27 protein-coding genes are annotated in these 25,959 nt (G+C 60.8%); 13 read left to right on the top strand and 14 right to left on the bottom strand.

Going from position 1 to position 25,959, the window contains the following annotated elements; translation table 11 throughout:
- Window positions 1–53 precede the first annotated feature (53 nt).
- The 5 genes from AC3IX1_RS04335 (at window position 54) to hisC (ending at window position 4,851) form a co-directional block, all read left to right on the top strand.
- Complete coding sequence (locus AC3IX1_RS04335; protein ID WP_489387255.1) at window positions 54–293, top strand: BolA family protein; 240 nt, start codon at window positions 54–56, stop codon at window positions 291–293.
- A gap of 22 nt (window positions 294–315) precedes the next feature.
- A complete protein-coding gene (murA, locus tag AC3IX1_RS04340) occupies window positions 316–1,581 on the top strand; it encodes a UDP-N-acetylglucosamine 1-carboxyvinyltransferase (RefSeq protein WP_489387256.1) in 1,266 nt (421 codons plus the stop codon).
- A gap of 128 nt (window positions 1,582–1,709) precedes the next feature.
- Entirely contained in the window at window positions 1,710–2,345 is a 636-nt protein-coding gene (gene hisG / locus AC3IX1_RS04345) for an ATP phosphoribosyltransferase (RefSeq protein WP_489387257.1), read from the top strand.
- A 125-nt stretch (window positions 2,346–2,470) separates the two neighbouring features.
- The gene (hisD, locus tag AC3IX1_RS04350; RefSeq protein ID WP_489387258.1) at window positions 2,471–3,796 is read left to right on the top strand and encodes a histidinol dehydrogenase; all 1,326 of its coding nucleotides are present in this window, start codon (window positions 2,471–2,473) and stop codon (window positions 3,794–3,796) included.
- Window positions 3,797–3,798: 2 nt separating this feature from the next.
- Complete coding sequence (gene hisC, locus AC3IX1_RS04355) at window positions 3,799–4,851, top strand: histidinol-phosphate transaminase (RefSeq protein ID WP_489387259.1); 1,053 nt, start codon at window positions 3,799–3,801, stop codon at window positions 4,849–4,851.
- A 117-nt stretch (window positions 4,852–4,968) separates the two neighbouring features.
- Here hisC and algW read toward each other — a convergent pair whose 3' ends face one another.
- Window positions 4,969–6,129: a Do family serine endopeptidase AlgW gene (gene algW / locus AC3IX1_RS04360; protein ID WP_489387260.1), complete on the bottom strand. Its 1,161-nt coding sequence runs from the start codon at window positions 6,127–6,129 to the stop codon at window positions 4,969–4,971.
- 103 nt (window positions 6,130–6,232) lie between these two features.
- On the opposite strand from algW, the gene AC3IX1_RS04365 reads away from it, so the two are divergent.
- From AC3IX1_RS04365 to cysN, 3 genes are all read left to right on the top strand, one after another.
- Entirely contained in the window at window positions 6,233–6,991 is a 759-nt protein-coding gene (locus tag AC3IX1_RS04365; RefSeq protein WP_489387261.1) for a Nif3-like dinuclear metal center hexameric protein, read from the top strand.
- 260 nt (window positions 6,992–7,251) lie between these two features.
- On the top strand, window positions 7,252–8,169 hold the full coding sequence (cysD, locus tag AC3IX1_RS04370; protein ID WP_008046199.1) for a sulfate adenylyltransferase subunit CysD: 918 nt from the start codon (window positions 7,252–7,254) through the stop codon (window positions 8,167–8,169).
- A 9-nt stretch (window positions 8,170–8,178) separates the two neighbouring features.
- Window positions 8,179–10,077 (top strand): sulfate adenylyltransferase subunit CysN, encoded by a 1,899-nt coding sequence (cysN, locus tag AC3IX1_RS04375; protein ID WP_489387262.1) that lies wholly within the window; start codon window positions 8,179–8,181, stop codon window positions 10,075–10,077.
- Between the two features lie 170 nt (window positions 10,078–10,247).
- Here cysN and yihG read toward each other — a convergent pair whose 3' ends face one another.
- From yihG to AC3IX1_RS04390, 3 genes are read right to left on the bottom strand one after another with little or no spacing between them, the layout of a single operon-like run.
- Window positions 10,248–11,153, bottom strand: a complete 906-nt coding sequence (gene yihG / locus AC3IX1_RS04380; protein WP_489387263.1) for a 1-acylglycerol-3-phosphate O-acyltransferase, YihG family — start codon at window positions 11,151–11,153, stop codon at window positions 10,248–10,250.
- A complete protein-coding gene (gene pta / locus AC3IX1_RS04385; RefSeq protein ID WP_489318370.1) occupies window positions 11,154–13,253 on the bottom strand; it encodes a phosphate acetyltransferase in 2,100 nt (699 codons plus the stop codon).
- Between the two features lie 60 nt (window positions 13,254–13,313).
- Complete coding sequence (locus AC3IX1_RS04390) at window positions 13,314–13,640, bottom strand: DUF3565 domain-containing protein (RefSeq protein WP_489387264.1); 327 nt, start codon at window positions 13,638–13,640, stop codon at window positions 13,314–13,316.
- On the opposite strand from AC3IX1_RS04390, the gene AC3IX1_RS04395 reads away from it, so the two are divergent.
- The 3 genes from AC3IX1_RS04395 (at window position 13,609) to AC3IX1_RS04405 (ending at window position 16,024) form a co-directional block, all read left to right on the top strand.
- A complete protein-coding gene (locus tag AC3IX1_RS04395) occupies window positions 13,609–14,094 on the top strand; it encodes an FKBP-type peptidyl-prolyl cis-trans isomerase (protein WP_007901600.1) in 486 nt (161 codons plus the stop codon). The genes AC3IX1_RS04390 and AC3IX1_RS04395 overlap by 32 nt on opposite strands.
- A gap of 122 nt (window positions 14,095–14,216) precedes the next feature.
- Entirely contained in the window at window positions 14,217–14,699 is a 483-nt protein-coding gene (locus AC3IX1_RS04400; RefSeq protein WP_110660533.1) for a glutathione peroxidase, read from the top strand.
- Between the two features lie 221 nt (window positions 14,700–14,920).
- The gene (locus AC3IX1_RS04405) at window positions 14,921–16,024 is read left to right on the top strand and encodes an NADH:flavin oxidoreductase (RefSeq protein ID WP_489387265.1); all 1,104 of its coding nucleotides are present in this window, start codon (window positions 14,921–14,923) and stop codon (window positions 16,022–16,024) included.
- A 119-nt stretch (window positions 16,025–16,143) separates the two neighbouring features.
- Here AC3IX1_RS04405 and AC3IX1_RS04410 read toward each other — a convergent pair whose 3' ends face one another.
- Complete coding sequence (locus AC3IX1_RS04410; RefSeq protein ID WP_489387266.1) at window positions 16,144–17,343, bottom strand: glycosyltransferase family 4 protein; 1,200 nt, start codon at window positions 17,341–17,343, stop codon at window positions 16,144–16,146.
- Window positions 17,344–17,400: 57 nt separating this feature from the next.
- A complete protein-coding gene (gene cysZ, locus AC3IX1_RS04415; protein WP_489318374.1) occupies window positions 17,401–18,153 on the bottom strand; it encodes a sulfate transporter CysZ in 753 nt (250 codons plus the stop codon).
- A 315-nt stretch (window positions 18,154–18,468) separates the two neighbouring features.
- Between cysZ and trxB the strand changes: the two genes are divergently transcribed.
- The gene (trxB, locus tag AC3IX1_RS04420; protein ID WP_223455602.1) at window positions 18,469–19,425 is read left to right on the top strand and encodes a thioredoxin-disulfide reductase; all 957 of its coding nucleotides are present in this window, start codon (window positions 18,469–18,471) and stop codon (window positions 19,423–19,425) included.
- Window positions 19,426–19,603: 178 nt separating this feature from the next.
- Here trxB and AC3IX1_RS04425 read toward each other — a convergent pair whose 3' ends face one another.
- From AC3IX1_RS04425 to AC3IX1_RS04455, 7 genes are all read right to left on the bottom strand, one after another.
- Window positions 19,604–20,854, bottom strand: a complete 1,251-nt coding sequence (locus tag AC3IX1_RS04425; RefSeq protein WP_489387267.1) for a 2-aminoadipate transaminase — start codon at window positions 20,852–20,854, stop codon at window positions 19,604–19,606.
- Window positions 20,855–21,080: 226 nt separating this feature from the next.
- Window positions 21,081–21,419, bottom strand: coding sequence for a HopJ type III effector protein (locus AC3IX1_RS04430; protein WP_489387268.1), 339 nt, complete (start codon window positions 21,417–21,419; stop codon window positions 21,081–21,083).
- On the bottom strand, window positions 21,412–21,708 hold the full coding sequence (locus AC3IX1_RS04435; RefSeq protein WP_046040093.1) for a DUF1244 domain-containing protein: 297 nt from the start codon (window positions 21,706–21,708) through the stop codon (window positions 21,412–21,414). Before AC3IX1_RS04435 ends, AC3IX1_RS04430 begins: the two co-directional genes overlap by 8 nt.
- Before the next feature lie 96 nt (window positions 21,709–21,804).
- Entirely contained in the window at window positions 21,805–22,176 is a 372-nt protein-coding gene (gene folX / locus AC3IX1_RS04440) for a dihydroneopterin triphosphate 2'-epimerase (RefSeq protein WP_056728405.1), read from the bottom strand.
- A 2-nt stretch (window positions 22,177–22,178) separates the two neighbouring features.
- Complete coding sequence (folE, locus tag AC3IX1_RS04445; protein ID WP_489387269.1) at window positions 22,179–22,739, bottom strand: GTP cyclohydrolase I FolE; 561 nt, start codon at window positions 22,737–22,739, stop codon at window positions 22,179–22,181.
- Window positions 22,740–22,759: 20 nt separating this feature from the next.
- Window positions 22,760–23,470, bottom strand: coding sequence for a dihydromonapterin reductase (gene folM, locus AC3IX1_RS04450; RefSeq protein ID WP_489387270.1), 711 nt, complete (start codon window positions 23,468–23,470; stop codon window positions 22,760–22,762).
- 109 nt (window positions 23,471–23,579) lie between these two features.
- Window positions 23,580–24,149, bottom strand: a complete 570-nt coding sequence (locus AC3IX1_RS04455) for an antibiotic biosynthesis monooxygenase (protein ID WP_489387271.1) — start codon at window positions 24,147–24,149, stop codon at window positions 23,580–23,582.
- A 223-nt stretch (window positions 24,150–24,372) separates the two neighbouring features.
- On the opposite strand from AC3IX1_RS04455, the gene AC3IX1_RS04460 reads away from it, so the two are divergent.
- Window positions 24,373–25,332: a MerR family transcriptional regulator gene (locus tag AC3IX1_RS04460; protein WP_489387272.1), complete on the top strand. Its 960-nt coding sequence runs from the start codon at window positions 24,373–24,375 to the stop codon at window positions 25,330–25,332.
- Between the two features lie 3 nt (window positions 25,333–25,335).
- On the opposite strand, the gene AC3IX1_RS04465 is transcribed toward AC3IX1_RS04460, so the two are convergent.
- Complete coding sequence (locus AC3IX1_RS04465; RefSeq protein WP_489387273.1) at window positions 25,336–25,941, bottom strand: hypothetical protein; 606 nt, start codon at window positions 25,939–25,941, stop codon at window positions 25,336–25,338.
- Window positions 25,942–25,959 lie beyond the last annotated feature (18 nt).

Raw genomic sequence — 25,959 nt, forward strand, 5'->3', positions numbered from 1 at the left:
CTTTTTTGTATGATGTCCGACCCGCGCGCACAGGGCGCCGATTGAGGTTGAGCATGCAGGCCAACGAAGTTAAGAGCTTTCTTGAAGGAAAGCTGCCCGGAACGAAAGTAGAAGTCGAGGGCGAAGGCTGCAATTTCCAGCTGAACGTGATTAGCGATGAACTGGAGGCATTGAGCCCGGTGAAGCGTCAGCAGCAGGTCTATGCCCATTTGAACCCGTGGATCACCGATGGCAGCATCCATGCGGTCACTATGAAATTTTTCAGCAGCGCGGCCTGGGCCGAGCGCACCTGAGCCCAAGGGCGTCGAGATTCTTATGGATAAATTGATTATTACCGGTGGCGCTCGTCTTGATGGCGAGATCCGCATTTCCGGGGCAAAGAACTCTGCCCTGCCGATCCTGGCTGCCACTTTGCTGTGCGATGGCCCGGTGACCGTGGCCAACCTGCCGCACCTGCACGACATCACCACCATGATCGAGCTGTTCGGTCGCATGGGCATTGAGCCTGTGATCGACGAGAAACTCTCCGTCGAAATCGACCCGCGCTCGATCAAGACCCTGGTCGCACCGTACGAGCTGGTTAAAACCATGCGTGCGTCGATTCTGGTGCTGGGCCCGATGGTTGCCCGTTTCGGTGAAGCCGAAGTCGCCTTGCCTGGTGGTTGCGCCATCGGTTCGCGTCCGGTTGACCTGCACATCCGTGGCCTGGAAGCCATGGGCGCCGTCATCGACGTCGAAGGCGGCTACATCAAGGCCAAGGCGCCTGAAGGCGGCCTGCGCGGCGCGCACTTCTTCTTCGACACCGTCAGCGTGACCGGTACCGAAAACATCATGATGGCCGCGGCCCTGGCCAAGGGCCGCAGCGTGCTGGCCAACGCCGCGCGCGAGCCGGAAGTGGTCGACCTGGCGAACTTCCTGAACGCCATGGGCGCCAAGGTTTCCGGCGCCGGTACCGACACCATCACCATTGATGGCGTCGAGCGTCTGCACACCACCACTTACAAAGTGATGCCAGACCGTATCGAAACCGGTACCTACCTGGTTGCCGCTGCTGTGACCGGTGGTCGCGTGAAGGTCAAGGACACCGATCCGACCATCCTCGAAGCCGTTCTGGAAAAGCTCCGTGAGTCCGGTGCCGAAATCACCTGCGGCGAAGACTGGATCGAGCTGAACATGCACGGCAAGCGTCCGAAAGCCGTCAATGTGCGGACCGCTCCGTACCCGGCGTTCCCGACCGACATGCAGGCGCAGTTCATCTCCCTCAACGCCATTGCCGAAGGCACCGGTGCTGTGATCGAGACGATCTTCGAAAACCGCTTCATGCACGTCTACGAGCTGCACCGCATGGGCGCCAAGATCCAGGTCGAGGGGAACACCGCGATCGTTACCGGTACCGAAAAACTCAAGGGCGCGCCAGTGATGGCGACCGACCTGCGTGCTTCGGCCAGCCTGGTGATCTCGGCGCTGATCGCCGACGGCGACACCCTGATCGACCGCATCTACCACATAGACCGTGGCTACGAGTGCATCGAAGAAAAACTGCAGATGCTGGGCGCCAAGATCCGTCGCGTTCCGGGCTAGTACCTGCTGCATGGGCACATGGACGTGCCCGTTGAATTGTTGTATGTCGAGCCGGTTTCCGGCTCGATGCGTGTCCGGCGCCGATTGCGACCGGGCATAAGATTCCTGATTAAGGGCTGACGTTTCCCATGCTGACTATCGCACTGTCCAAGGGCCGCATCCTTGACGACACCCTGCCGCTTCTGGCTGAAGCGGGCATCGTGCCGACCGAGAATCCGGACAAGAGCCGCAAGCTGATCATTCCCACGACCCAGGAAGATGTACGCCTGCTGATCGTGCGTGCCACCGACGTGCCGACTTACGTCGAGCATGGTGCCGCCGACCTCGGTGTCGCCGGTAAAGATGTGCTGATGGAATATGGCGGCCAGGGCCTGTACGAGCCACTGGACCTGCAAATTGCCCAGTGCAAGCTGATGACGGCCGGCAAGGTCGGCGCGGTCGAGCCCAAGGGCCGCCTGCGCATCGCCACCAAGTTCGTCAACGTTGCCAAGCGTTATTACGCTGAACAGGGTCGTCAGGTCGACATCATCAAGCTGTACGGCTCGATGGAGCTGGCACCGCTGATCGGCCTTGCCGACAAGATCATCGATGTGGTCGACACCGGCAACACGCTGCGGGCCAACGGCCTGGAGCCACAGGAATTCATTGCTGCAATCAGCTCGCGGCTGATCGTCAACAAAGCTTCGATGAAGATGCAGCACGCCCGTATCCAGGCGTTGATCGATACCCTGCGCAAGGCAGTGGAGTCTCGACACCGCGGCTGATTCACCCGCGCGACGATAAGTCGCGCCCGTCTATCCGCCTCATAGCCAGAATTCTCAGGTGCCCAAGCGGATGGAGTGCTAGCTTCGGGCGCCTGAGTTTTTGCCATTCCTATGAGGCTCTCGCTATGACCGCACCGACTGCAATTCGCCGACTCAACGCTGCTGACCCGGATTTCGCGCATCATCTGGATCATCTGCTGAGCTGGGAAAGTGTGTCTGACGACTCGGTCAATCAGCGGGTGCTGGACATCATCAAGGCCGTGCGTGAGCGTGGCGACGCGGCTCTGGTGGACTTTACCCGCCAGTTCGACGGCCTGGACGTGAAGTCCATGGCCGACCTGATCCTGCCGCGCGAGCGTCTGGAACTGGCGCTCACCCGCATCACCGTGCCTCAGCGCGAAGCCCTGGAAGTTGCCGCAGCTCGTGTGCGCAGCTACCACGAAAAACAGAAGCAGGACTCCTGGAGCTACACCGAGGCCGATGGCACCGTGCTGGGCCAGAAAGTCACGCCGCTGGACCGCGCTGGCCTTTACGTACCGGGCGGCAAGGCGTCGTACCCTTCGTCGGTGCTGATGAACGCGATTCCGGCCAAGGTTGCAGGCGTGACCGAAGTGGTCATGGTCGTGCCGACCCCGCGCGGTGAAATCAACGAACTGGTGCTGGCCGCTGCCTGCATCGCCGGCGTCGACCGTGTGTTCACCATTGGTGGCGCCCAAGCTGTTGCCGCATTGGCTTACGGCACCGAAAGCGTGCCGAAGGTCGATAAAGTGGTCGGCCCGGGCAACATCTATGTCGCCACCGCCAAGCGCCACGTGTTCGGCCAGGTCGGTATCGACATGATCGCCGGTCCCTCCGAGATCCTCGTGGTGTGCGACGGCCAGACCGATCCGGACTGGATCGCCATGGACCTGTTCTCCCAGGCTGAGCACGACGAAGACGCCCAGGCGATTCTGGTCAGCCCCGACGCCGAGTTCCTCGACAAGGTCGCCGCCAGCATCGCCAAGCTGATGCCGACCATGGAGCGCGCCGCGATCATCGAAACCTCGATCAATGGCCGTGGTGCGCTGATCAAGGTGCGCGACATGGAGCAAGCCATCGAAGTGGCCAACCGCATCGCGCCGGAGCACCTCGAATTGTCCGTTGCCGATCCACAAGCCTGGCTGCCGCAGATCCGCCACGCCGGTGCGATCTTCATGGGGCGTCACACCTCCGAAGCCTTGGGCGACTACTGCGCCGGTCCCAACCACGTGTTGCCAACCTCCGGCACCGCACGGTTCTCTTCGCCGCTGGGCGTGTATGACTTCCAGAAACGTTCGTCGATCATCTTCTGTTCCGAGCAGGGCGCGTCCGTACTGGGCAAGACCGCTTCCGTGCTGGCCCGTGGCGAGTCCCTGACCGCCCACGCTCGCAGCGCCGAATATCGCATCGTTGACGACAAGCAGGGGAACTGAACATGAGTAAATTCTGGAGCCCGTTCGTCAAGAATCTGGTGCCTTACGTGCCGGGCGAACAGCCGAAACTGGCGAAACTGGTGAAGCTCAACACCAACGAAAACCCGTACGGTCCATCGCCGAAAGCCTTGGCTGCGATGCAAACCGAACTCAATGACAACCTGCGTTTGTACCCGGACCCGAACAGCGATCTGCTGAAGAACGCGGTCGCCAAATACTACGGCGTGCAGAGCAACCAGGTGTTCCTCGGCAACGGTTCCGATGAAGTGCTGGCGCACATCTTCCACGGTTTGCTGCAGCACGATCAGCCGCTGCTGTTCCCGGACATCAGCTACAGCTTCTACCCGGTCTACTGCGGGTTGTACGGCATCAAGTTCGACGCGGTGCCGCTGGACGAACAGTTCCAGATCAACCCGGCGGACTACGCCAAGCCTAACGGCGGGATCATCTTCCCCAACCCGAACGCACCCACCGGCTGCCTGTTGGCGCTGGAAGCAGTGGAGCAGATTCTCAAGGCCAGCCCGGATTCGGTGGTGGTGGTGGACGAGGCCTACATCGACTTCGGCGGCGAGACGGCAATCACCCTGGTGGACCGCTATCCGAACCTGCTGGTGACCCAGACCCTGTCCAAGTCCCGTTCCCTGGCCGGTCTGCGGGTGGGTCTGGCGGTCGGCCATCCGGACCTGATCGAGGCGCTGGAGCGGATCAAGAATAGCTTCAACTCCTATCCGCTGGATCGCATGGCGAATGTTGGCGCTGCCGCGGCGTTCGAGGATCGCGAGTATTTCGACAAGACCTGTGCGTTGGTGATCGAGAGTCGCGAGAAGGTCGTTGCACAGCTGGAGGAGAAGGGTTTTGAGGTGCTGCCATCGGCGGCGAACTTCATTTTCGCCCGTCACCTCCGGCACGATGCGGCGGGGCTTGCGGCGAAGTTGCGCGAGCAAGGCGTGATCGTTCGGCACTTCAAGCAGGAGCGGATTGCCCAGTTCCTGCGGATCTCCATCGGCACGCCTGAGCAGAATCAGGCGCTGATCGACGGCCTCGGCGACTTGTAAACCACCGCTGCCCCCTGTAGGAGCGAGCTTGCTCGCGATGGTGTCTCAGATACATTAATGTTGACTGACACACCTTCGCGAGCAAGCTCGCTCCTACAAGGGTTTGTATTAGCCGCTTTACTCTTCTTCTTTCTCTTTGACCGGAGCCGGCGGCGGACGCAGGCCGACTTCCGCCATCAGCTTGAGCTCCTTGCCGTTGCGCATCACCTCGATCGCGACCTTGTCGGTCGGCTTGATCCGCGCCACCTGATTCATCGAACGACGGCCATCACCGGCCGGTTCGCCATCGATGGCAAGAATCACATCACCCAGTTGCAGGCCGGCCTTCTGTGCCGGACCATCGCGGAAAATCCCCGCCACGACAATGCCTGGGCGCCCGGACAAGCCGAACGACTCGGCCAGTTCCTGGGTCAGCGGCTGCACTTCGATACCCAGCCAGCCACGAATCACCTGGCCGTGCTCGATGATCGACTTCATCACTTCCATCGCCAGCTTCACCGGGATCGCGAAACCAATGCCCTGGGAGCCCCCGGACTTGGAAAAGATCGCCGTGTTGATGCCGGTCAGGTTGCCGATGGCATCCACCAGCGCACCGCCTGAGTTGCCGGGGTTGATCGCCGCATCGGTCTGGATGAAGTCTTCGTAGTTGTTCAGGCCCAATTGATTGCGCCCGGTGGCGCTGATGATGCCCATGGTCACGGTCTGGCCGACGCCGAACGGGTTGCCGATGGCCAGCGCGACGTCGCCGATGCGGATGTTGTCGGAACGCCCCACGGTGATCGACGGCAGGTTTTTCAGGTCGATTTTCAGAACCGCGAGGTCAGTCTCCGGGTCGCTGCCGATCACCCGCGCCAGGGTTTCCCGGCCGTCCTTGAGCGCCACCACGATCTGGTCGGCGCCGCTGGTCACGTGGTTGTTGGTCAGGATGTAGCCTTCCGGGCTCATAATCACGCCGGAACCGAGGCTCGACTCCATGCGTTTCTGCTTGGGCGAGTTATCGCCGAAGAAGCGACGGAATTGCGGATCTTCGAACAACGGATGATTGGGTTTGTTGATGACTTTGGTGGTGTACAGGTTCACCACCGACGGCGCCGCGGTGGATACCGCTTCGGCATAAGACACCGGGCCCTGCTGCATACTGGTGGTTTGCGGCGCTTGTTGCAGATTGACGTCGAGGCTCGGGAGCCCGACCCATTGCGGGTAACGCTGGATTATCAAAAGAGCGACAAGCACGCCGGCCAACAGCGGCCAGCCGGAAAAACGCAGCGCCTTGAGCATTAAGCAGTTCCTGAGAGAGTTGCAGGCGGTATGAGACCGCTCATAATGACGCGCATTATACGAGGCCGCACGCGCCTCTGAACGGGATATTTAGGAGTCTTTTATGGCCGTCGCCCTGAGCACCCTGGTCGAAGAAGCCGACCGCTACCTCAACAGCGCCAGAATCGCCGATTATTGCCCCAACGGCCTGCAGGTCGAGGGGCGGCCGCAAGTGATGCGCATTGTCAGTGGTGTCACCGCCAGCCAGGCCTTGCTCGATGCGGCCGTGGAGGCCAATGCCGACCTGGTGCTGGTGCATCACGGCTACTTCTGGAAAGGCGAGAACCCGTGCATCACCGGCATGAAACAGCGCCGCCTGAAGACCCTGCTCAAGCACGATATCAGCCTGTTGTCCTATCACCTGCCGCTGGATCTGCACCCGGACGTCGGCAATAACGTGCAGCTCGCGCGGCAGCTCGACATCACCGTCGAAGGTCCGCTGGACCCGGACAACCTGAAGATTGTCGGCCTGGTCGGCTCGCTGAATGAGCCGATGATGCCCCGGGATTTCGCCCGCCGCGTCCAGGAAGTGATGGGGCGTGAGCCGCTGTTGATCGAAGGCAGCGCCATGGTCCGCCGCGTCGGCTGGTGCACCGGTGGTGGCCAGGGTTACATCGATCAGGCCATTCTGGCAGGTGTCGATCTGTACCTCAGCGGCGAGGCTTCCGAGCAAACTTTCCACAGTGCCCGGGAAAACGACATCAGCTTCATCGCCGCCGGTCACCATGCCACCGAGCGCTACGGCGTCCAGGCGCTGGGGGATTACCTGGCGCGTCGGTTTGCGCTGGAGCACATCTTCATCGATTGCCCGAATCCGATTTGACGAAACGCTACCCCTGTAGGAGCGAGCCTGCTCGCGATGAACCTGAGAACTCCGCGGGGTGTCAGGCTCCCAGCGTTATCGTTGACGACCATCGCGAGCAGGCTCGCTCCTACAGGGGAGCGCGTTTGGCCCAAACGCGGGGGCATATTCATATGCTCTTTCGATCTAGTTGGCGTCCTGATTAGAAGAGGTCGCTGTGCTAGGATCCCCGCTCGAACACGGCCCGCTGGCCGTTCATAAGAAAGTTTTCGTGAGTAGCCATGGTCGACAAACTGACGCATCTGAAACAGCTGGAGGCGGAAAGCATCCACATCATCCGCGAGGTGGCCGCCGAGTTCGATAACCCGGTGATGCTGTACTCCATCGGTAAAGACTCCGCCGTGATGCTGCATCTGGCACGCAAGGCGTTCTTCCCGGGCAAGCTGCCGTTTCCGGTGATGCACGTCGACACTCGCTGGAAGTTCAAGGAGATGTACAGCTTCCGCGACAAGATGGTCGCCGAGCTGGGCCTGGACCTGATCACCCACGTCAACCCGGACGGCGTGGCGCAGGACATCAACCCGTTCACCCACGGCAGCGCCAAGCACACCGACATCATGAAGACCGAGGGCCTGAAGCAGGCACTCGACAAGTATGGTTTCGACGCAGCATTCGGCGGCGCCCGTCGCGATGAAGAGAAATCCCGCGCCAAAGAGCGTGTGTACTCGTTCCGCGACAGCAAGCACCGCTGGGACCCAAAGAACCAGCGCCCCGAGCTGTGGAACGTCTACAACGGCAAGGTCAACAAGGGCGAGTCGATCCGCGTCTTCCCGCTGTCGAACTGGACCGAGCTGGACATCTGGCAGTACATCTACCTTGAAGGCATCCCGATCGTTCCGTTGTACTTCGCCGCCGAGCGTGAAGTCATCGAGAAGAACGGCACGCTGATCATGATCGACGACGAGCGCATCCTCGAGCACCTGAGCGATGAAGACAAAGCCCGCATCGTCAAAAAGAAAGTGCGTTTCCGTACCCTTGGTTGCTACCCGTTGACGGGCGCGGTGGAGTCCGAGGCCGAAAGCCTCACGGACATCATTCAGGAAATGCTCCTGACGCGAACTTCCGAGCGCCAGGGCCGTGTCATCGACCACGATGGCGCAGGCTCGATGGAAGACAAAAAACGTCAAGGTTATTTCTAAGGGGCTGTCATGTCGCATCAATCTGATTTGATCAGCGAGGACATCCTCGCCTACCTGGGCCAGCACGAACGTAAAGAGCTGCTGCGCTTTCTGACCTGCGGTAACGTCGACGACGGCAAAAGCACCCTGATCGGGCGCCTGCTGCACGACTCCAAGATGATCTACGAAGATCACCTGGAAGCGATTACCCGCGACTCGAAAAAAGTCGGCACCACCGGTGAAGACATCGACCTGGCGTTGCTGGTCGACGGCCTGCAGGCCGAGCGTGAGCAAGGCATCACCATCGATGTCGCCTACCGCTATTTCTCCACCGCCAAGCGCAAATTCATCATCGCCGACACCCCCGGCCATGAGCAGTACACCCGCAACATGGCCACCGGTGCGTCCACCTGTGACCTGGCGATCATCCTGGTCGACGCCCGTTACGGCGTGCAGACCCAGACCCGTCGCCACAGCTTCATCGCCTCGCTGCTGGGCATCAAGCACATCGTTGTAGCCATCAACAAGATGGACCTCAAGGACTTCGACCAGGGCGTGTTCGAGTCGATCAAGGCCGACTACCTGCAGTTCGCCGAAGGCTTGAAGATGAAGCCCACCACGATGCACTTCGTGCCGATGTCGGCGCTCAAGGGCGACAACGTGGTGAACAAGTCCGAGCGCTCGCCGTGGTACACCGGCCAGTCGCTGATGGAAATCCTCGAGACCGTGGAAGTGGCGGGCGATCGCAACTTCACCGACCTGCGTTTCCCGGTGCAGTACGTCAACCGTCCGAACCTGAACTTCCGTGGCTTCGCCGGTACGCTGGCCAGCGGCATCGTCAAGAAAGGCGACGAAGTCGTGGTGCTGCCGTCGGGCAAGAGCAGCCGCGTGAAGTCCATCGTCACTTTCGAAGGTGAGTTGGAGCACGCAGGTCCTGGCCAGGCTGTCACGCTGACCATGGAAGACGAAATCGATATCTCCCGTGGCGATCTGTTGGTTCACGCCGACAACGTGCCGCCGGTGACCGACAGCTTCGAAGCCATGCTGGTGTGGATGGCTGAAGAGCCGATGCTGCCGGGCAAGAAATACGACATCAAACGCGCCACCAGTTACGTGCCGGGCTCCATCGCCAGCATCGTCAACAAGGTCGACGTCAACACCCTGGAAGAAGGTCCGGCCAGCGCGTTGCAGCTGAACGAAATCGGCAAGGTCAAGATCGCGCTCGATGCGCCGATTGCCCTCGACGGTTACGACAGCAACCGCACCACCGGCGCCTTCATCATCATCGACCGCTTGACCAACGGCACCGTTGGCGCGGGCATGATCGTCGCCCAGCCTTTGGCCCATGGCACCAGCACGCACCACGGCAAGCTGGCCCACGTCGCCACCGAAGAACGCGCACAGCGCTTCGGTCAGCAACCGGCCACCGTGTTGTTCAGCGGCTTGTCGGGCGCGGGCAAAAGCACCCTGGCGTATGCCGTTGAACGCAAATTGTTCGACCTGGGCCGTGCGGTGTTCGTGCTCGATGGCCAGAACCTGCGTCACGACCTGAACAAAGGTCTGCCACAGGATCGCGCCGGGCGTACCGAGAACTGGCGTCGTGCCGCGCACGTGGCGCGTCAGTTCAACGAAGCGGGTCTGCTGACCCTCGCGGCCTTCGTTGCACCGAATGCCGAAGGGCGTGAACAGGCCCGGGAACTGATCGGCAAGGATCGTCTGCTGACGGTCTACGTCCAGGCTTCGCCGACAGTCTGCGCCGAGCGTGATCCACAAGGTTTGTACGCGGCGGCCGGGGATAACATCCCGGGCGAGTCCTTCCCGTACGACGTGCCGCTGGATGCCGACCTGGTGATCGATACCCAGTCCGTTTCGCTGGAAGAAGGCGTGAAGCAAGTGCTGGGTCTGCTGCGTGAGCGTGGTGCGATCTAAGCCTTAGCCGCCAATGAAAAACCCGCCGATGAGTAATCACCGGCGGGTTTTTTATTTTTGGTCAACTCGGTCAAATGTAGGAGTGAGCCTGCTCGCGATAGCGGTGGATCAGTCGACGTAAATTCTGAATGTACGACCGCTATCGCGAGCAGGCTCGCTCCTACAGGGGATTAGTGTTTACCCGGAAATTCGCGATGCATCTGTTCCAGCAATGCATCCTTGTCCTGCCACAGCTGGTTGATCCAGCCCTGAAACTGCAGGCGGTATTCGCCGTCCTGGTCATAGTTCTTGCCAATGAACTGCGGCGGAATCTTCAGCTCTTCAAAGTGCACCACCACATCCGCGACGTTCCCGCACAGCAAATCCCAGAAACCCGGGCGGCCGGCGGGGTAGTGGATGGTCACGTTGACCAGGGATTCAAGCTGCTCGCCCATCGCATCCAGCACAAAGGCAATGCCGCCGGCCTTGGGCTTGAGCAGGTACTTGAAGGGTGACTGCTGTTGCTTGTGCTTGCCCTCGGTGAAGCGCGTGCCTTCGACGAAGTTGAAGATGCCCACCGGGTTGTCGCGGAACCTCGCACAGGTCTTGCGGGTGGTTTCCAGGTCCTTGCCTTTCTTCTCCGGGTGCTTCTCCAGATAGGCCTTGGAGTAGCGCTTCATGAACGGAAAGCCCAGTGCCCACCAGGCCAGACCGATCACCGGGACCCAGATCAGCTCCTGCTTGAGAAAGAACTTCAGCGGCTGAATGCGCCGGTTGAGCACGTATTGCAGCACCAGGATGTCGACCCAGCTCTGGTGGTTGCTGGTGATCAGGTACGAGTGCTGATAGTCGAGGCCTTGCAGGCCGCTGATGTGCCAGCGCGTGCGGCGCACCAGGTTCATCCAGCCTTTGTTGAGGCTGATCCAGGCTTCGTGGGTATGGCTCATCAGCCATCCCGCGAGGCGCTGGGTGAGGGCGAACGGCAGTACCTTGACGAGCGCCACGCAGAACAGGAACGAGCAGAGCAGAATCGTGTTCAGTGCCAACAGCAGCGAGGCGATCACGCCGCGCAACGGGGCGGGTAGGAAGTCCAGCATTTACACATCCATAGGTCGGTTGGCGGCTTGAATCGCGGTCAGGGCGATGGTGTAGACGATGTCATCGACCTGCGCGCCGCGCGGCAAATCGTTCACCGGTTTGCGCAGGCCTTGCAGCATCGGCCCGAGGCTGACGCAGTCGGCGCTACGCTGTACGGCCTTGTGCGTGGTATTGCCGGTGTTGAGGTCGGGGAACACGTACACCGTGGCCCGACCGGCCACCTGACTGTTCGGCGCCAGTTGCCGGGCCACGCTTTCGTTGGCGGCGGCGTCGTACTGCAAGGGGCCGTCGATCAGCAGCGAGTGCTGTTGTTCGTGGGCGAGCAGGGTCGCCTCGCGGACCTTCTCGACGTCTTCACCGCTGTCCGACTCGCCGCTGGAGTAGCTGATCATCGCCACCCGTGGAGTGATGCCGAAGGCGGCGGCCGAGTCAGCGCTTTGCAGGGCGATCTCGGCCAGTTCGCTGGCGCTCGGGTGCGGGTTCATCACGCAGTCGCCGTACACCAGCACCTCTTCCGGGAACAGCATGAAGAACACCGACGACACCAGGGTGCAGCCCGGCGCGGTTTTGATCAGCTGCAGGGCCGGGCGGATGGTGTTGGCGGTGGTGTTGATCACGCCCGACACGAGGCCATCGACTTCATCCAGGGCCAGCATCATGGTGCCGATCACCACGGTGTCTTCCAGTTGTTGCTCGGCCATCGGCGCGTTGAGGCTTTTGCTTTTGCGCAGCGCGACCATCGGCTCGACATAGCGCTCGCGGATCGAGTCCGGATCGATGATTTCCAGGCCCGGTGGCAACTCGATGCCTTGGGCGCGGGCGACGGCCTGCACGTCCTCGGGCTTGGCCAGCAACACGCAGCGAGCGATGCCGCGGGCCTGGCAGATTGCGGCGGCCTGTACGGTCAGCGGCTCGCTGCCTTCGGGCAGCACGATGCGCTTGTTGGCTGCCTGGGCGCGCTGGATCAATTGATAGCGGAAAACCGCTGGCGACAGGCGCATTTCCCGTGGCGTACCGCAGCGCTGGTGCAGCCAGTTGGCATCGAGATGGCCAGCGATGAAATCGGTGATGATTTCGGCGCGCTCGCGGTCGTCGATGGGGATTTCCTTGTTCAGGCCATTAAGCAGGTTGGCGGTGTCATAGGAGCCGGTACTCACGGACAGCACCGGCAACCCGGCCTGCAGGGCGCCGCGGCACAGGTCCATGATGCGCGGGTCGGGCAGGGTGTCGCTGGTCAGCAGCAGGCCGGCCAGCGGCACGCCGTTCAAGGCCGCGAGGCTGACGGCGAGGATGATGTCGTCGCGGTCGCCGGGGGTCACCACCAGCACGCCGGGCTTGAGCAACTCCACGGTGTTGCGCATTGTGCGGGCGCAAATGATGATTTTGGTCATGCGCCGGGTTTCGTAATCACCGGCGTTGAGCACTTGCGCGCCCATCAGGTCGGCGACGTCGCGGGTGCGCGGGGCGTTCAGTTCCGGCTGGAACGGAATGCAGCCGAGCAAGCGGAAATCACCACTGCGCAGCAACGGCGAATGCTCCTTCAGGCGCGTGGCGAAGGCCTCCATGCTTTCCTCGGTCTTGACCTTGTTGAGGATCACACCGAGGACTTTCGGGTCTTTCGGGCCGCCGAACAATTGCGCCTGCAACTCGACGCGACCGGAGAGTTCGGTCAGCACTTCGTTTTCCGGTGCCGAGACCAGGATCACCTCGGCGTCGAGGCTCTTGGCCAGGTGCAGGTTGACCCGCGCGGCGTAACTGGCGCTGCGGGTCGGCACCATGCCTTCGACGATCAGCACGTCCTTGCCGATGGCCGCCTGCTGATAAAGGGCGATGATTTCTTCGAGCAATTCATCGAGCTGACCGTCACCGAGCATGCGCTCGACATGGGCCAGGCCCAGGGGCTGGGGCGGTTTCAATCCGTGGGTACGCGCCACCAGCTCGGTGGATCGTTCCGGGCCCGTGTCGCCCGGATGCGGCTGGGCAATCGGCTTGAAGAAACCGACCTTGAGCCCGGCGCGCTCAAGGGTACGCACCAGCCCGAGGCTGATGGAGGTCAGACCCACACCAAAATCGGTGGGCGCGATAAAAAAAGTTTGCATGCGGATTCTCTAAAGGTGCATTGCAAAGGTGATGACCTATAACTGGTCGTCTACCGAAATTCAGTCGTTAAGGTTATCGCTAACCGAGCCTTGTGCGCACCAACCACAATCAAAGGGTTGGCCTATTTTTTCCTGGCGCTGCGCGGGGTCCATGACCCAGGCGCGGGATTGCCAGGGTGGCTGGTGCCGTAGGTGTTGGGTGTGGCCGCAGGAAAGCTCGGCCACCCAGTGGCCGTCCTCGTCCTGATGGAAGCCTGTGATCGTCGAATCCCGTCTGTCCGGGTTGTGTTCGCTTTCGGACGATGGCTTCGCTAAACTTGGCCTTTCAATCTTCTTATGCAAAAGGTCTCGCCCCATGCTGATCGCCGCCAATAAGGCTGTCTCCATCGACTATACCCTGACCAACGACGCTGGTGAGGTCATCGACAGCTCCGCCGGCGGCGCGCCGCTGGTCTACCTGCAAGGCGCAGGCAACATCATCCCGGGCCTGGAAAAGGCTCTGGAAGGCAAGGCTGTCGGCGACGAGCTGACTGTAGCCGTAGAACCTGAAGACGCATACGGCGAATACGCTGCCGAACTGGTCAGCACCCTGAGCCGCAGCATGTTCGAAGGCGTCGACGAGCTGGAAGTGGGCATGCAGTTCCACGCTTCCGCTCCGGACGGCCAAATGCAGATCGTGACCATCCGTGATCTGGACGGCGACGACGTCACCGTTGACGGCAACCACCCGTTGGCCGGTCAGCGCCTGAATTTCCAGGTCAAGATCATCGACATCCGTGACGCCAGCCAGGAAGAAATCGCGCATGGCCACGTCCATGGCGAAGGTGGCCATCACCACTGATTTCTGCGCTAAGCTCAGATAACTGGAGAGGCGCCCCGAGGGCGCCTTTTTAGTCTGCGGCTGTCCCTGACGACACCGCCAAGTGGCTGTTTCGAAAAGAACACGGGAATCTGGAGTACGTCATGAGTGCTTTTCACGACCTTAAATTGACAGCCCTGGATGGTCAGGAGCTACCTCTGGCGCCTTTCAAGGGCCAAGTCGTACTGGTGGTCAACGTCGCCTCCAAATGCGGTCTGACCCCGCAGTACGCGGCGCTGGAAAACCTCTACCAGCAATACAAGGCCAAAGGCTTCAGCGTGTTGGGCCTGCCGTGCAACCAGTTTGCCGGGCAGGAACCGGGGACCGAGCAGGAGATCAAGGATTTCTGCAGCCTCAACTATGGCGTGACCTTTCCGTTGTCCAGCAAGCTGGAAGTCAACGGGCATGAACGTCATCAGTTGTATCGCTTGCTGGCGGGCGAGGGCGCGGAATTTCCCGGCGACATCACATGGAACTTCGAGAAGTTCCTGCTGGGCAAGGACGGCCGCGTACTGGCTCGGTTCTCGCCGCGTACGGCGCCGGATGATCCGACCATCGTCCACGCGATTGAAAAAGCGTTGAGCTGATATCTCCCCCCCCTGTAGGAGCGAGCCTGCTCGCGATGAACCTGAGAACGCCGCGGTGTGTCTGGCTTACGGCGTTATCGTTGACGAACATCGCGAGCAGGCTCGCTCCTACAATATTCCCTATCTTTTGACCCTTGATCACCGAAATCAATAATGCTGTTCAAGCAGTGGAACTCTCCATATTATCATCGTCATAAAGTCATCCTTCCGTGGAGCGTCCCATGCCCGTCAAAGCCCTGTTCAAACCGTTCCACCTCGGCACCCTCGAACTGCCGACCCGCGTCGTCATGGCGCCGATGACCCGCTCCTTTTCCCCGGGCGGCGTGCCTAATTCCAAAGTGATCGAATACTACCGTCGTCGCGCCGCGGCGGGCGTCGGCCTGATCATCACCGAAGGCACCACCGTCGGTCACAAGGCTTCCAACGGCTACCCGAACGTTCCGCATTTCTATGGTGAAGCGGCCCTGGCCGGCTGGAAGAAAGTCGTCGACGCCGTTCACGCCGAAGGCGGCAAGATCGTTCCGCAGCTGTGGCATGTGGGCAGCGTACGCCGGATCGGCACCGAGCCGGACGCCAGCGTGCCGGGTTATGGCCCGTCGGAAAAAGTGAAGGAAGGTCAGGTCGTGGTGCACGGCATGACCAGACAAGACATCCAGGATGTAATCGCTGCGTTTGCCCAAGCCGCCAAGGATGCCCAGAGCATCGGTATGGACGGCGTGGAAATCCATGGTGCCCACGGTTATCTGGTGGACCAGTTCTTCTGGGAAGGCAGCAACCAGCGTACCGACGAATACGGCGGCAGCCTGGCCAACCGTTCGCGCTTCGCCATTGAATTGATTCAGGCCGTGCGAGCCGCAGTCGGTGAAGGTTTCCCGATCATCTTCCGTTTCTCCCAGTGGAAGCAGCAGGACTACAGCGCACGTCTGGTGCAAACCCCGGAAGCCTTGGGCGAGTTCCTCAAGCCGTTGGCCGACGCGGGCGTGGATATTTTCCACTGCTCGACCCGCCGCTTCTGGGAGCCGGAGTTCGACGGTTCCGAGCTGAACCTGGCCGGCTGGACCCGCCAACTCACCGGCAAGCCAACCATTACAGTGGGCAGCGTCGGCCTGGACGGCGAGTTCCTGCAATTCATGGTCAACACCGACAAGGTCGCGCAGCCCGCCAGCCTGGAAAAACTGCTGGAGCGCCTGAACAACGACGAGTTCGACCTGGTGGCGGTCGGTCGTGCATTGCTGGTGGACCCGGACTGGGCACAGAAAGTGCGCGATGGTCGTGAAGAGGACATTCTGCCGTTCAGCCGAGAGGCGTTGATGACGCTGGTTTAAGCGGCGTCTGGACTGACGCTATCGCGAGCAAGCTCGCTCCCACAGGGGATTTGTGTACGACACAAAACCAATGTGGGAGCGGGCTTGCCCGCGAAGACTGACTCAAGAACACTGCAAAATCAGGGAACAATCGGTGCATTCGGCACCACCATCTCCCCGGTACACGCCCCGCGCAACTGTCCCTCGAACTGCTCGATAATCGACGCCCAACCCTGGCGACTGGCATGCTGGCGTGCATTGAGGCGCACATTGCGCAAGGCTTCCCTTTCCTCCAGCAGCCATGCCGCTGCATCGCAGAACGCTTCTTCATCCCCCGGCATCGCCAGTACGCCGTTGTAGCCATGACGAATATGCTGGGCGGCGGCCGCCTGGTCGTAGGCCACCACGCCAAGCCCCGAAGCGAGTGCTTCAAGCACCACATTGCCGAAGGTTTCAGTCAGGCTCGGAAACAGAAACACGTCGCCCGAGGCGTAGTGACATGCCAGGGCTTCACCCCGTTGCGTGCCGCAGAAAATCGCCTCGGGCATTTCGTTTTCCAGTTCCTGGCGCTGCGGGCCATCGCCGACCACGATCAGTTTCAGCGTGCGCTGGGGATAACTCGCCTTGAGGGTATTGAAGGTGCGCTTGAGCAGGCCGAGGTTTTTCTCCGGAGCCAGGCGTCCGACATGAATGACGGCGATGTCTGCCTCGGCCAGTCCCCATTGCTCGCGCAGGGCATTCAAGCGTTTGGCCGGGTGAAACAATTCACTGTCAACCCCACGGGACAGCAACGCCAGTCGCTCGAACTGACGTCGCTCCAGTTCCATGCGCTGGCTGACGCTGGGCACCAGGGTCATGGTCGAGCGATTGTGGAACCAGCGCAGGTAGTGGGTCAGCAGGCGTGTGAGCAAACCAAACCCGTACTGGTTGGAGTACTGCTGGAAATTGGTGTGGAAACCGCTGACCACGGAAATCCCCAGTCGCCGTGCCGCACGCAACGCAGAGAGGCCCAGTGGGCCCTCGGTGGCGATGTAGAGCACATCCGGGCGGTGACGCGTCCAGCGCCGCAGCAGTTTGTGCATCGACGACTGACCCCATTGCAGGCCGGGATAGCCCGGTAGTGGCCAGCCGCGGCACAGCAGCAACTCATCGTCGCTGCCCAACTGCTGGTCGCAGCCCTGGCGCGGGCGCACCAGTTCCACTTGATGCCCGCGCGCGCGCAAACCGTCGCACAAGCGACCAAGGGTATTGGCCACGCCGTTGATTTCCGGTGGGAAGGTTTCGGTGATCAGGGTGATATGCAGAGCTGTCGTCATGACCCCAGTGTCGACCGGGGCCATGTCGTCAGTGTGACGTCAGGATGATGGATTTGTGACTGCGGTACCGGCGCTGATGGCTCAGCGCTGCGTCACCAGGTTTTCCGCGCCGCGTTCACGCACCCAGAACAACGTCGCCCCGGCCACGGCCGCCGGCATCATCAGGATGTTGACCACCGGGATCAGCAGCACCAGGTACACGCTGCCGCCGAAGCTCATGCTCTGCCAGCGCTTCTGGCGCAGCCAGGCGAGCATTTCGTTCCAGCCCAGCTTGTGGTTGTCCGCCGGGTAGTCGATGTACTGGATCGCCATCATCCACACCCCGAACAACAGCCACAGCGGCGCGGCGATGATGTTCACTACCGGGATGAACGAGAGGATGAACAGCCCGATTGCCCTGGGCAGGAAGTAGCCGAGCTTGCGCATTTCCCGGGCCAGGGTGCGCGGGACCATGGCAATCAGCTCGCCCCAGCTGAAGGCCGGGAAATCATCGGTGCCGCGCACCACCACTTCGACTTTCTCCGCGAGGAAACCGTTGAATGGCGCGGCAATGACGTTGGCGAGCATGGTGAAGGTGAAGAACACCATCAGCACGACGAGCACCACGAACAGCGGCCAGAGGATGTAGTTGAGAAAACTCAGCCAGTCGGGCAGGGACGGCATCAAGGTGTCGACCCACAGGCTGAATTGATGACCGGCCAGGTAGATCAATCCGACGAACAGCACCAGGTTGATTGCCAGCGGCAACAACACAAACAAACGCAGGCTGGGGCTCAGCACCAGCTTGAGGCCTTCGCGCAGGTATTGCGGGCCGGACAGAACAGGGGCGGGCATAAGAGGCTCCGAACAGAGGGAAAACGCGCCGACCTTACCGGCTTTGCTTCACAGGCGAAAGCGCGGTGGCGGTATCGACATTCACTGTAACAAAGACGTCGATATCGTCGGGCAGATGGCATAGAGACCACCTATGAGCTGGATTGTTAAACCGTATTTCCTTAATCTTCGCCCCCTCGATACGCTGCACCCAATCTTTTTACAGGACGGTCGGGTTCAAGCCTTCCCCAAGTGCTTTCAACCGTTCTTTTTTATTCCAGCCGGCAATCCGGCGTTCCGCGCCAGGTGTTCCGGGCCGGTCAACAGGAGCAGGTCATGTCTGAAGTCCGTCATTCGCGAGTGATTATTCTCGGTTCCGGCCCTGCCGGTTACAGCGCCGCGGTCTATGCCGCCCGTGCCAACCTCAAGCCACTGCTGATCACCGGCATGCAGGCCGGCGGTCAACTGACCACCACTACCGAAGTCGACAACTGGCCGGGCGACGTCCACGGCCTGACCGGCCCGGCGCTGATGGAGCGTATGCGCGAGCATGCCGAGCGCTTTGAAACCGAGATCGTTTTCGATCACATCAATGCCGTCGACTTCGCTGCCAAGCCGTACACCCTGATCGGCGATAGCGCGACCTACACCTGTGACGCACTGATCATCGCCACCGGCGCCAGCGCTCGTTACCTGGGCCTGCCGTCCGAAGAAACCTTCATGGGCAAAGGCGTTTCGGCCTGCGCGACCTGCGACGGTTTCTTCTATCGCAACAAGCCGGTGGCTGTGGTCGGCGGCGGCAACACCGCTGTCGAAGAAGCCCTGTACCTGGCCAACATCGCCAGCAAGGTCACCCTGATCCACCGTCGCGAAACCTTCCGCGCCGAGAAGATCCTGATCGACAAGCTGAACGCCCGTGTTGCCGAAGGCAAGATCGAGCTGAAGCTGAACGCGACCCTGGACGAAGTGCTGGGCGACAACATGGGCGTGACCGGTGCCCGCCTGAAGAACAACGACGGCAGCTTCGACGAAGTGAAAGTCGACGGCGTGTTCATCGCCATCGGCCACACCCCGAACACTTCGCTGTTCGAAGGCCAGTTGACCCTCAAAGACGGCTACCTGGTTGTGCAGGGCGGCCGTGACGGCAACGCCACTGCCACCAACCTCGAAGGTATCTTCGCCGCCGGTGACGTGGCTGACCACGTGTACCGTCAGGCCATCACCTCCGCTGGCGCCGGTTGCATGGCGGCACTGGATGCCGAGCGTTACCTCGACGATCTGCAGAACGCTTGATTCTGCTGTTGTTGAAATGAAAAAACGGCTTCGGCCGGTTTTTTTGTGCACACGATTTACAACCCGATCACATTCCAATGTGGGAGCGGGCTTGCTCGCGAAGAGGGAGTGTCAGTCAATATTGATGTCGACTGACACTCCCTCTTCGCGAGCAAGCCCGCTCCCACAGGGATAGTGTTCAGGTCAGTTTTGCCAGGCACGCCTGAAGAATATCCAACCCTTCCTCCAGCACCGCAGCCTCAATGGTCAACGGCGCCAGCAAGCGGATGATGTGCCGCGACTTGCCGCTAGGCATCAACAGCAAACCTGCATCCCGCGCCAGGGCCAGCAGTTGGGTCAATTGTGCCGGGGCGGGCGAGCCATCGGTGTTGATCAACTCGATGCCACGCATGGCGCCGACGCCGGTCAGGCGTCCCAGGTACGGCGTCAGGTTGTTCGCACGCCAGGTTGCATGGCGGCCGACAATCGCTTCTTCCTGCTGTGTGCCCCAGGCATGCAGGTTGGCATCGGTCATTTCGTCCAGGGTTGCCAGTGCCGCAGCGCAGGCGATGGGATTGCCGGAGTAAGTGCCACCGAGTCCGCCCTTGGGCAAATTGTCCAGCAGCGACTTGCGCCCGACCACCGCACCCAGCGGCACGCCGCCGGCGATGCTCTTGCCGAGCAGAATCAGGTCCGGCTCGATGCCCAGTCGCGAGAAGGCAAAGCGCTGGCCGGTACGGCCGAAACCGGACTGGATTTCATCGGCGATCAGCACGATGCCCTTGTCGTCGCAGAACTTGCGCAGTACCTGGGCGAACTCGACGTCCATGGCCAGGAAACCCGCTTCACCCTGCAGCGGTTCGACGATAAAGCAGGCCACATCTTCGACGTCGATCTCGACGCTGAACAGGCGCTCCATGGCTTTGAGGGCCTCGGCACAGGTGACGCTGTTGTCCTGGCTGGGGAAGGGCAGGTGAAACACCGGCCCCGGCAGCACGCCGACTTTCTGTTTGTAGGGCGCGACTTTTCCGTTGAGGTTGAGGGTGGCCAGTGTGCGACCGTGGAAAGCGCCGTCGAAGGCGATGACCGCGCTGCGGCCGGTGGCGCCACGGACGATCTTCAGGGCGTTTTCCGCCGCTTCCGCGCCGCTGTTGGTGAGCATGCCGCTGACCGGGTAACCCACCGGCATGAATGCGCTGAGGCGATCCATCAGTTCGAGGTAAGGCACATGGGGCGCAGCGTTGAACGCGTAGTGGGTCAGTCGGGTGGCTTGTTCGCGAATGGCCTCGACGATGCGCGGATGGCAATGGCCGAGGTTCAACACGCCGATGCCGCCGACAAAGTCGATGTAGCGCTTGCCATCGGTGTCCCAGACCTCGGCATTCTTGCCGTGGCTGAGCGTGACAGGGTGAACGATGTTGATCGACTGGCTGATGGTTTCGCTGCGCATGAATGACCGACTCGGAAGAAGGAGGACTTCTTTTTATCTAAGCCGTGAGCGGTGGTACGGAGCAAACGAAATAAAGTTGCTGGGTCAATCTTAAAAGTCTGGATGTGCTGTCGATCGTTTGTAGGAGCGAGCTTGCTCGCGAAGGTGGTGAACGATTACGCGTAAAACCAGATGCCCAGCGGTGCTCCTGGGTTCTTCGCGAGCAGGCTCGCTCCTACAATTTAAATCAGCGGCGGGTCAGTGGCTGTTGGGTGAAATTCACTCCAGCCAGGCCATGGGCAATCAACGCGCGGATGTTGCCGTGATCGCTGCCTTCAGGTGTGGCAACAACCGAACGGTAATGCTCGCCAAAAGCCAGCAGGGCTTCTTCATCGCTCAAGCCTTCGAGCAGCGCCAGACCCAGGGTCTTGCACGAGCCTTCGTTCTGCCCGGCTGCGTTTTCCACGCCACCGTTGTTGAAGGCCTGAGGCTGATAGTCGTAACCGGCGGCAATGAACGCCAGGGTGTCGGCGAAGGCGTGTTCGCCGCTTTTGAGGCTGGCGCGCAGGGTGTTCAAATCACTCATTGGGTTTTCCTTTGGCGAACGCCGCTTGCTGGTCGGCGCTGGCTTCTTGCTGATATTGGGCTTTCCATTCGGCGTACGGCATGCCGTAAACCACTTCGCGGGCTTCGTCGAGGCTGACCTCGATCTGGCGGTCGTCGGCCGCGGCCTTGTACCACTTGGACAGGCAGTTGCGGCAAAAACCCGAGAGGTTCATCAGGTCGATGTTCTGCACATCCTTGCGGCTGTCCAGGTGGGCCACCAGCCGGCGAAAGGCGGCAGCTTCGAGTTCCAGGCGTTGTTGATCGGTCATGGCGGTCTCTGCGAGTCAGCTTCAAACGGCACGCTTGAAGCTGCAAGTTGGATGGCGGTGGCTGCAAGTTTACAGCCTGGCGCTTGCGGCTTGAAGCTAGCGGCTCGCTGCAAGCGTAATCGACACCGACTCGGCGAATCGCAGCGCGTGGGGCTTGTCGACCTCGACCTCGGCGTACAGCACCGATGCGTTGGCCATCACCAGGTCGAGAATTTCCTGGGTCAGGCGTTCGAGCAGCGCAAAGCGGTTGCCTTCCACATGGGCGATGATCGCCTTGGTAATCGTGCGGTAGTTCAACGCGTGGTCGATGTCGTTGTCCCGTACCGCTTCCTGGGCTGCGTACAGAATGGTGAGGTTGATCAGCACATCCTGCTTGTTGAGGATTTCATCCTCGTTGATGCCGATGAAGGTACGCAGGCCCAGGTCTTTGACCCGGATGCGTGCCATGCCTGGCTGAAGTTGTGGCATTGCTACTTGCTCCGTCCAATCAATTGCAGGAACTCCTGGCGGGTGTTGCTCGACTCGCGAAAGGCGCCGAGCATCACCGAGGTGTTCATGGTCGAATTCTGTTTCTCGACGCCGCGCATCATCATGCACATGTGCTGCGCTTCGATGACCACCGCGACGCCTGCCGCGCCGGTCACTTTCTGCACTGCGTCGGCGATTTGCCGGGTGAGGTTTTCCTGGATCTGCAAGCGCCGGGCGAACATGTCCACCAGCCGCGCGATCTTCGACAGGCCCAGCACCTTGCCGGTTGGAATATAAGCCACATGCGCCTTGCCGATGAAGGGCAGGATGTGGTGTTCGCAAAGCGAGTACAGCTCGATGTTGTCGACGATGACCATTTCATCGTTGTCGGAGGCGAACAGCGCGCCATTGACGATCTCTTCGACACTTTGCTCGTAACCATGGCAAAGGTACTGCATGGCTTTGGCTGCGCGCTTCGGCGTATCGAGCAAACCCTCGCGATCGGGGTTTTCACCGAGACCGATGAGGATCTCTCGATAATTCTGGGGCAGGGATAACGTCATGGAAAATCCTCGCGGGACACTTATTTGATGTGCCTTCCGCCGTTGACGGTCAGGGTGGTGCCGGTGACATAGGGGTTGTCGAGCAGATAGCGCAGGCTCTGGTAGATCACTTCGCAGCCGGGTTCGATGCCCAGCGCGGACTTGGCCAGCGCCTTGGCGCGGTAGGCCGCGTCGTCTTCAGGGTTGAACAGTAGCAGGGCCGGCGCGATCCCGTTGACCTTGATGGCCGGCGCGTACCTGGCGGCGAAGGACAGGGTCAGGCTGTCGAGCCCGGCTTTGCTGGCGCAATAGCCAATGTGCTTGCTGCTGCCCTTGCGGGTCACGTCATCGCTGATGTGCACGATGTCGGCGGGGCTCGAGCGTTGCAGCAGGTCGGCGCAATGCAGGTTGATCAGGTAGGGCGCCAGCATGTGCACGCTGAACATGCGGGTGAATGCCGCGGCGTCGGTGTCCGGCGTTTCGGCCAGCCATTCGGAGGCGTTGTGGACGATCGCCCGCAAACAGTCGGTGTGGGTTTTCAGTTCGCTGATGAAGGCGAGGATCCCGGTCTCGCTGGAGAAGTCCGCGAACACCGCGGTGGCCCCCAGGTCGCGCAGGGCTTGTACGCCGGGGCGCTCGCTGCGGAAGCTGAAAATCACCCGATGGCCATCTTCCAGCAATCGCCGGGCGCAGTGCAGGCCGACACGCTGGCCGGCGCCGGTAATGAGGACAGGGGCTGCGGAAGAAGTCATGAACGGCTCGCATCGCGGTGAGAGCAAAACTATACCAGCGACGGGAGCGCTCTACCTATTGCGAGGGAAACAACTGTGGGAGCGAGCAAGCTCGCTCCCACAGGAGGGATCAATGATTCTGAGTGGAAGGTTCGGCACGCAATGGGCGTGTCGGCGCACTGTTCAGCCAATTGGCCAGCAGACGGGTCGACAGTGGAATGAACAAATAAACCATCAGCGGCGTCAGGCACAGTGTGCTGATGAATACCCGCGGCAGCAGGCTCATGTCACTGATCAGCGGACCCAGCACAAAGTTGAACAGCAGCGAGACCGGAAAGAACGCCAGCCAGATCGCCACGGCCTGTTTCCAGCGCGGCGGGCGTTGACCGACGGTACCGAACCAGCCCTCGATGCCGCTGACCCGATGCTCTGTCGGGTGGGCGAACAGGTCGCTGCCGCGTCCGAGCCAGGCGCTGCGCGAAGCGGAATGTTCCCAGGCATGCAGGGTCAACTCGTCGGCAAAGCGGAAGATAATCTGGAATTCGTCGTCACCGGGCGGCGGTGCGAGTACGCCGGAGCCGAGGTAGCCGGGAAAGTCGGTGGCCAGTTGTTCGCCTTCGCGCAGCCAGGCGATCAGGTCCTGGTAACGTCCATTGGCAACGCGGCGCGCAACCATCAGCGTGACGGGTGGGGTAGACATTGTGCATCTCCGTAAGGCATTTGCGTTGCTCCGGATAGGAGCTTCGCCAGGCGCAGCGCCGGGGTGGTGGGCTGCGACTCGAAACAAGCAAGGATTATTCCTGATTCTGCCCGTGGCGTCTGTGACGTTTATCCGTTCATTCGCGGTATCGATTTTTTACAGAAACTTTACGGGGCAGGGGCATTAGAATAAGGCTCGGACGATACAGGGATGTTTCAACAGGATGCCCGTACTTACAGACGTCGCTTCAGGTTCCGTACAGGCCGTCTCTCTCGAACAGGAAGAGCTCTTTCCCATTCGTGAGGTGTCGCGCCTGACAGGTGTCAACCCGGTCACGCTTCGAGCCTGGGAGCGACGATATGGCCTGATAGTTCCAACACGCACCGATAGTGGGCATCGCCTGTATTCGATGTCCGATATTGAGTGTGTCCAAAGCATCCTCGGCTGGATCGAACGCGGGGTTGCCGTCAGCAAGGTCGGCAAGATCCTGGCCAGGACCGAGCCACTCCAGACGTTGTCGCACATCATCCCCGACAGCCTTGTGGAAGCCGATTACGCGCAGTGGCGGCAGCAGGTTCTTGCTGCGGTCAACGGCTTTGACGACATTCGGCTGGAGCAGGTCTACGGGCAAATCTTTTCCAGTTACGCCCTGCCGGTGGTATTCCAGGACATTCTGATCCCCATCTGGAAGCAGTTGTTGCAACGCCAGGACCAGTTCGGTGGAACCAGCGAGTGGCTGTTCCTGGATGGTTTTCTGCGTTCCCGGGTGGTGCAGCGTCTGTTGTTGATGCGCGAAAAACAGCCGCGTCGCGTGGTCATCTGCGCCCTGGATGGCAATTGCCGGGAACTGGAACTGCTGGCCGCCGCCCTGTTCCTGAGTTCCGGTCCATCGGCCGTTCGCGTGCTGAACATGGGCCAGCCATTCGAGGAACTGGCGCTGATGTGTGAAAAAACCAAGCCCCTGGCACTGGTGCTGTTTTCCAATCATGCGCCGGCTCCCCAGTTGCCGCGGCGCCTGAATCGCCTGGCCATGAGTCTGGAGTGTCGGTTGTTGTTGGCCGGCGATGCTTCTGACCTGGCACAGGAAAGCCTGGCCGGGTCATCGATCGGTTGCCTGGGCAATGAAGGGGAGGTCATGAGCCAGCGTTTGAAGCAGTTCCTGGCGGGTACTCTGGATACTTGAAGTTCAGAGATGCAGCGTTGGATGAGTCAAACGATGCTGTTGCAGGATGAACTGGCGCAGACGCTCGGTTTCGTCCGTATCGCTCTGGCTCAGTTGATAGGCGTAGAAGCCCTTTTCATTTTCTTTCTCGAAGGTACCGCGCAAGGCAATCCGCTCGTAGCCTGAGGGGCTGAACCACAAGGCGAATTGCTTCGGCGGTTTGGTCTTGTTGCGAGCTTCCAGCAAAACCCCTTTGCACGACACTTCGTGTACCCACAGGGTGCCGGGTTGACCCTTGGCGTTTTCCAGCGCTACCGGTTCGTCCAGTACCAGGCGCCAAGGCCGGACCATCGGCCCGTCTTCATAGATGCTCGGTACGCCGAGACGCAAATGCAGTGCATGGAATTCGTCTTCCACCAGGTGCAGGGGGAAGGTCATTTGCTGGTTTTCGAAGCTGGCTTGAATGGTGACCTGCTCATGGGCCGCCAGGCGGGTGAGCAGGTCACGGATTTGCGACCCACCGTTGACGAGCAGGCTCGACGTCGCGTCCCGCACATTGAGTTGCGGGTTGTGTTGCATGGTCTGGATGAAATCCAGCTCATCCTGGGTCAGGAGCGCGTCGCGTTGCATGGCCAACTCGAAGGATAT

It is taken from the genome of Pseudomonas sp. KH_046_2 (genome assembly GCF_057838985.1).

Bases quoted from the DNA above. Each gene is read 5' to 3' on its own strand.
- AC3IX1_RS04335 (WP_489387255.1), top strand. From the start codon at position 54: ATGCAGGCCAACGAAGTTAAGAGCTTTCTTGAAGGAAAGCTGCCCGGA.
- murA (WP_489387256.1), top strand. From the start codon at position 316: ATGGATAAATTGATTATTACCGGTGGCGCTCGTCTTGATGGCGAGATC.
- hisG (WP_489387257.1), top strand. From the start codon at position 1,710: ATGCTGACTATCGCACTGTCCAAGGGCCGCATCCTTGACGACACCCTG.
- hisD (WP_489387258.1), top strand. From the start codon at position 2,471: ATGACCGCACCGACTGCAATTCGCCGACTCAACGCTGCTGACCCGGAT.
- hisC (WP_489387259.1), top strand. From the start codon at position 3,799: ATGAGTAAATTCTGGAGCCCGTTCGTCAAGAATCTGGTGCCTTACGTG.
- algW (WP_489387260.1), bottom strand. From the start codon at position 6,129: ATGCTCAAGGCGCTGCGTTTTTCCGGCTGGCCGCTGTTGGCCGGCGTG.
- AC3IX1_RS04365 (WP_489387261.1), top strand. From the start codon at position 6,233: ATGGCCGTCGCCCTGAGCACCCTGGTCGAAGAAGCCGACCGCTACCTC.
- cysD (WP_008046199.1), top strand. From the start codon at position 7,252: ATGGTCGACAAACTGACGCATCTGAAACAGCTGGAGGCGGAAAGCATC.
- cysN (WP_489387262.1), top strand. From the start codon at position 8,179: ATGTCGCATCAATCTGATTTGATCAGCGAGGACATCCTCGCCTACCTG.
- yihG (WP_489387263.1), bottom strand. From the start codon at position 11,153: ATGCTGGACTTCCTACCCGCCCCGTTGCGCGGCGTGATCGCCTCGCTG.
- pta (WP_489318370.1), bottom strand. From the start codon at position 13,253: ATGCAAACTTTTTTTATCGCGCCCACCGATTTTGGTGTGGGTCTGACC.
- AC3IX1_RS04395 (WP_007901600.1), top strand. From the start codon at position 13,609: ATGCTGATCGCCGCCAATAAGGCTGTCTCCATCGACTATACCCTGACC.
- AC3IX1_RS04390 (WP_489387264.1), bottom strand. From the start codon at position 13,640: ATGGAGACAGCCTTATTGGCGGCGATCAGCATGGGGCGAGACCTTTTG.
- AC3IX1_RS04400 (WP_110660533.1), top strand. From the start codon at position 14,217: ATGAGTGCTTTTCACGACCTTAAATTGACAGCCCTGGATGGTCAGGAG.
- AC3IX1_RS04405 (WP_489387265.1), top strand. From the start codon at position 14,921: ATGCCCGTCAAAGCCCTGTTCAAACCGTTCCACCTCGGCACCCTCGAA.
- AC3IX1_RS04410 (WP_489387266.1), bottom strand. From the start codon at position 17,343: ATGGCCCCGGTCGACACTGGGGTCATGACGACAGCTCTGCATATCACC.
- cysZ (WP_489318374.1), bottom strand. From the start codon at position 18,153: ATGCCCGCCCCTGTTCTGTCCGGCCCGCAATACCTGCGCGAAGGCCTC.
- trxB (WP_223455602.1), top strand. From the start codon at position 18,469: ATGTCTGAAGTCCGTCATTCGCGAGTGATTATTCTCGGTTCCGGCCCT.
- AC3IX1_RS04425 (WP_489387267.1), bottom strand. From the start codon at position 20,854: ATGCGCAGCGAAACCATCAGCCAGTCGATCAACATCGTTCACCCTGTC.
- AC3IX1_RS04430 (WP_489387268.1), bottom strand. From the start codon at position 21,419: ATGAGTGATTTGAACACCCTGCGCGCCAGCCTCAAAAGCGGCGAACAC.
- AC3IX1_RS04435 (WP_046040093.1), bottom strand. From the start codon at position 21,708: ATGACCGATCAACAACGCCTGGAACTCGAAGCTGCCGCCTTTCGCCGG.
- folX (WP_056728405.1), bottom strand. From the start codon at position 22,176: ATGCCACAACTTCAGCCAGGCATGGCACGCATCCGGGTCAAAGACCTG.
- folE (WP_489387269.1), bottom strand. From the start codon at position 22,739: ATGACGTTATCCCTGCCCCAGAATTATCGAGAGATCCTCATCGGTCTC.
- folM (WP_489387270.1), bottom strand. From the start codon at position 23,470: ATGACTTCTTCCGCAGCCCCTGTCCTCATTACCGGCGCCGGCCAGCGT.
- AC3IX1_RS04455 (WP_489387271.1), bottom strand. From the start codon at position 24,149: ATGTCTACCCCACCCGTCACGCTGATGGTTGCGCGCCGCGTTGCCAAT.
- AC3IX1_RS04460 (WP_489387272.1), top strand. From the start codon at position 24,373: ATGCCCGTACTTACAGACGTCGCTTCAGGTTCCGTACAGGCCGTCTCT.
- AC3IX1_RS04465 (WP_489387273.1), bottom strand. From the start codon at position 25,941: ATGCAACGCGACGCGCTCCTGACCCAGGATGAGCTGGATTTCATCCAG.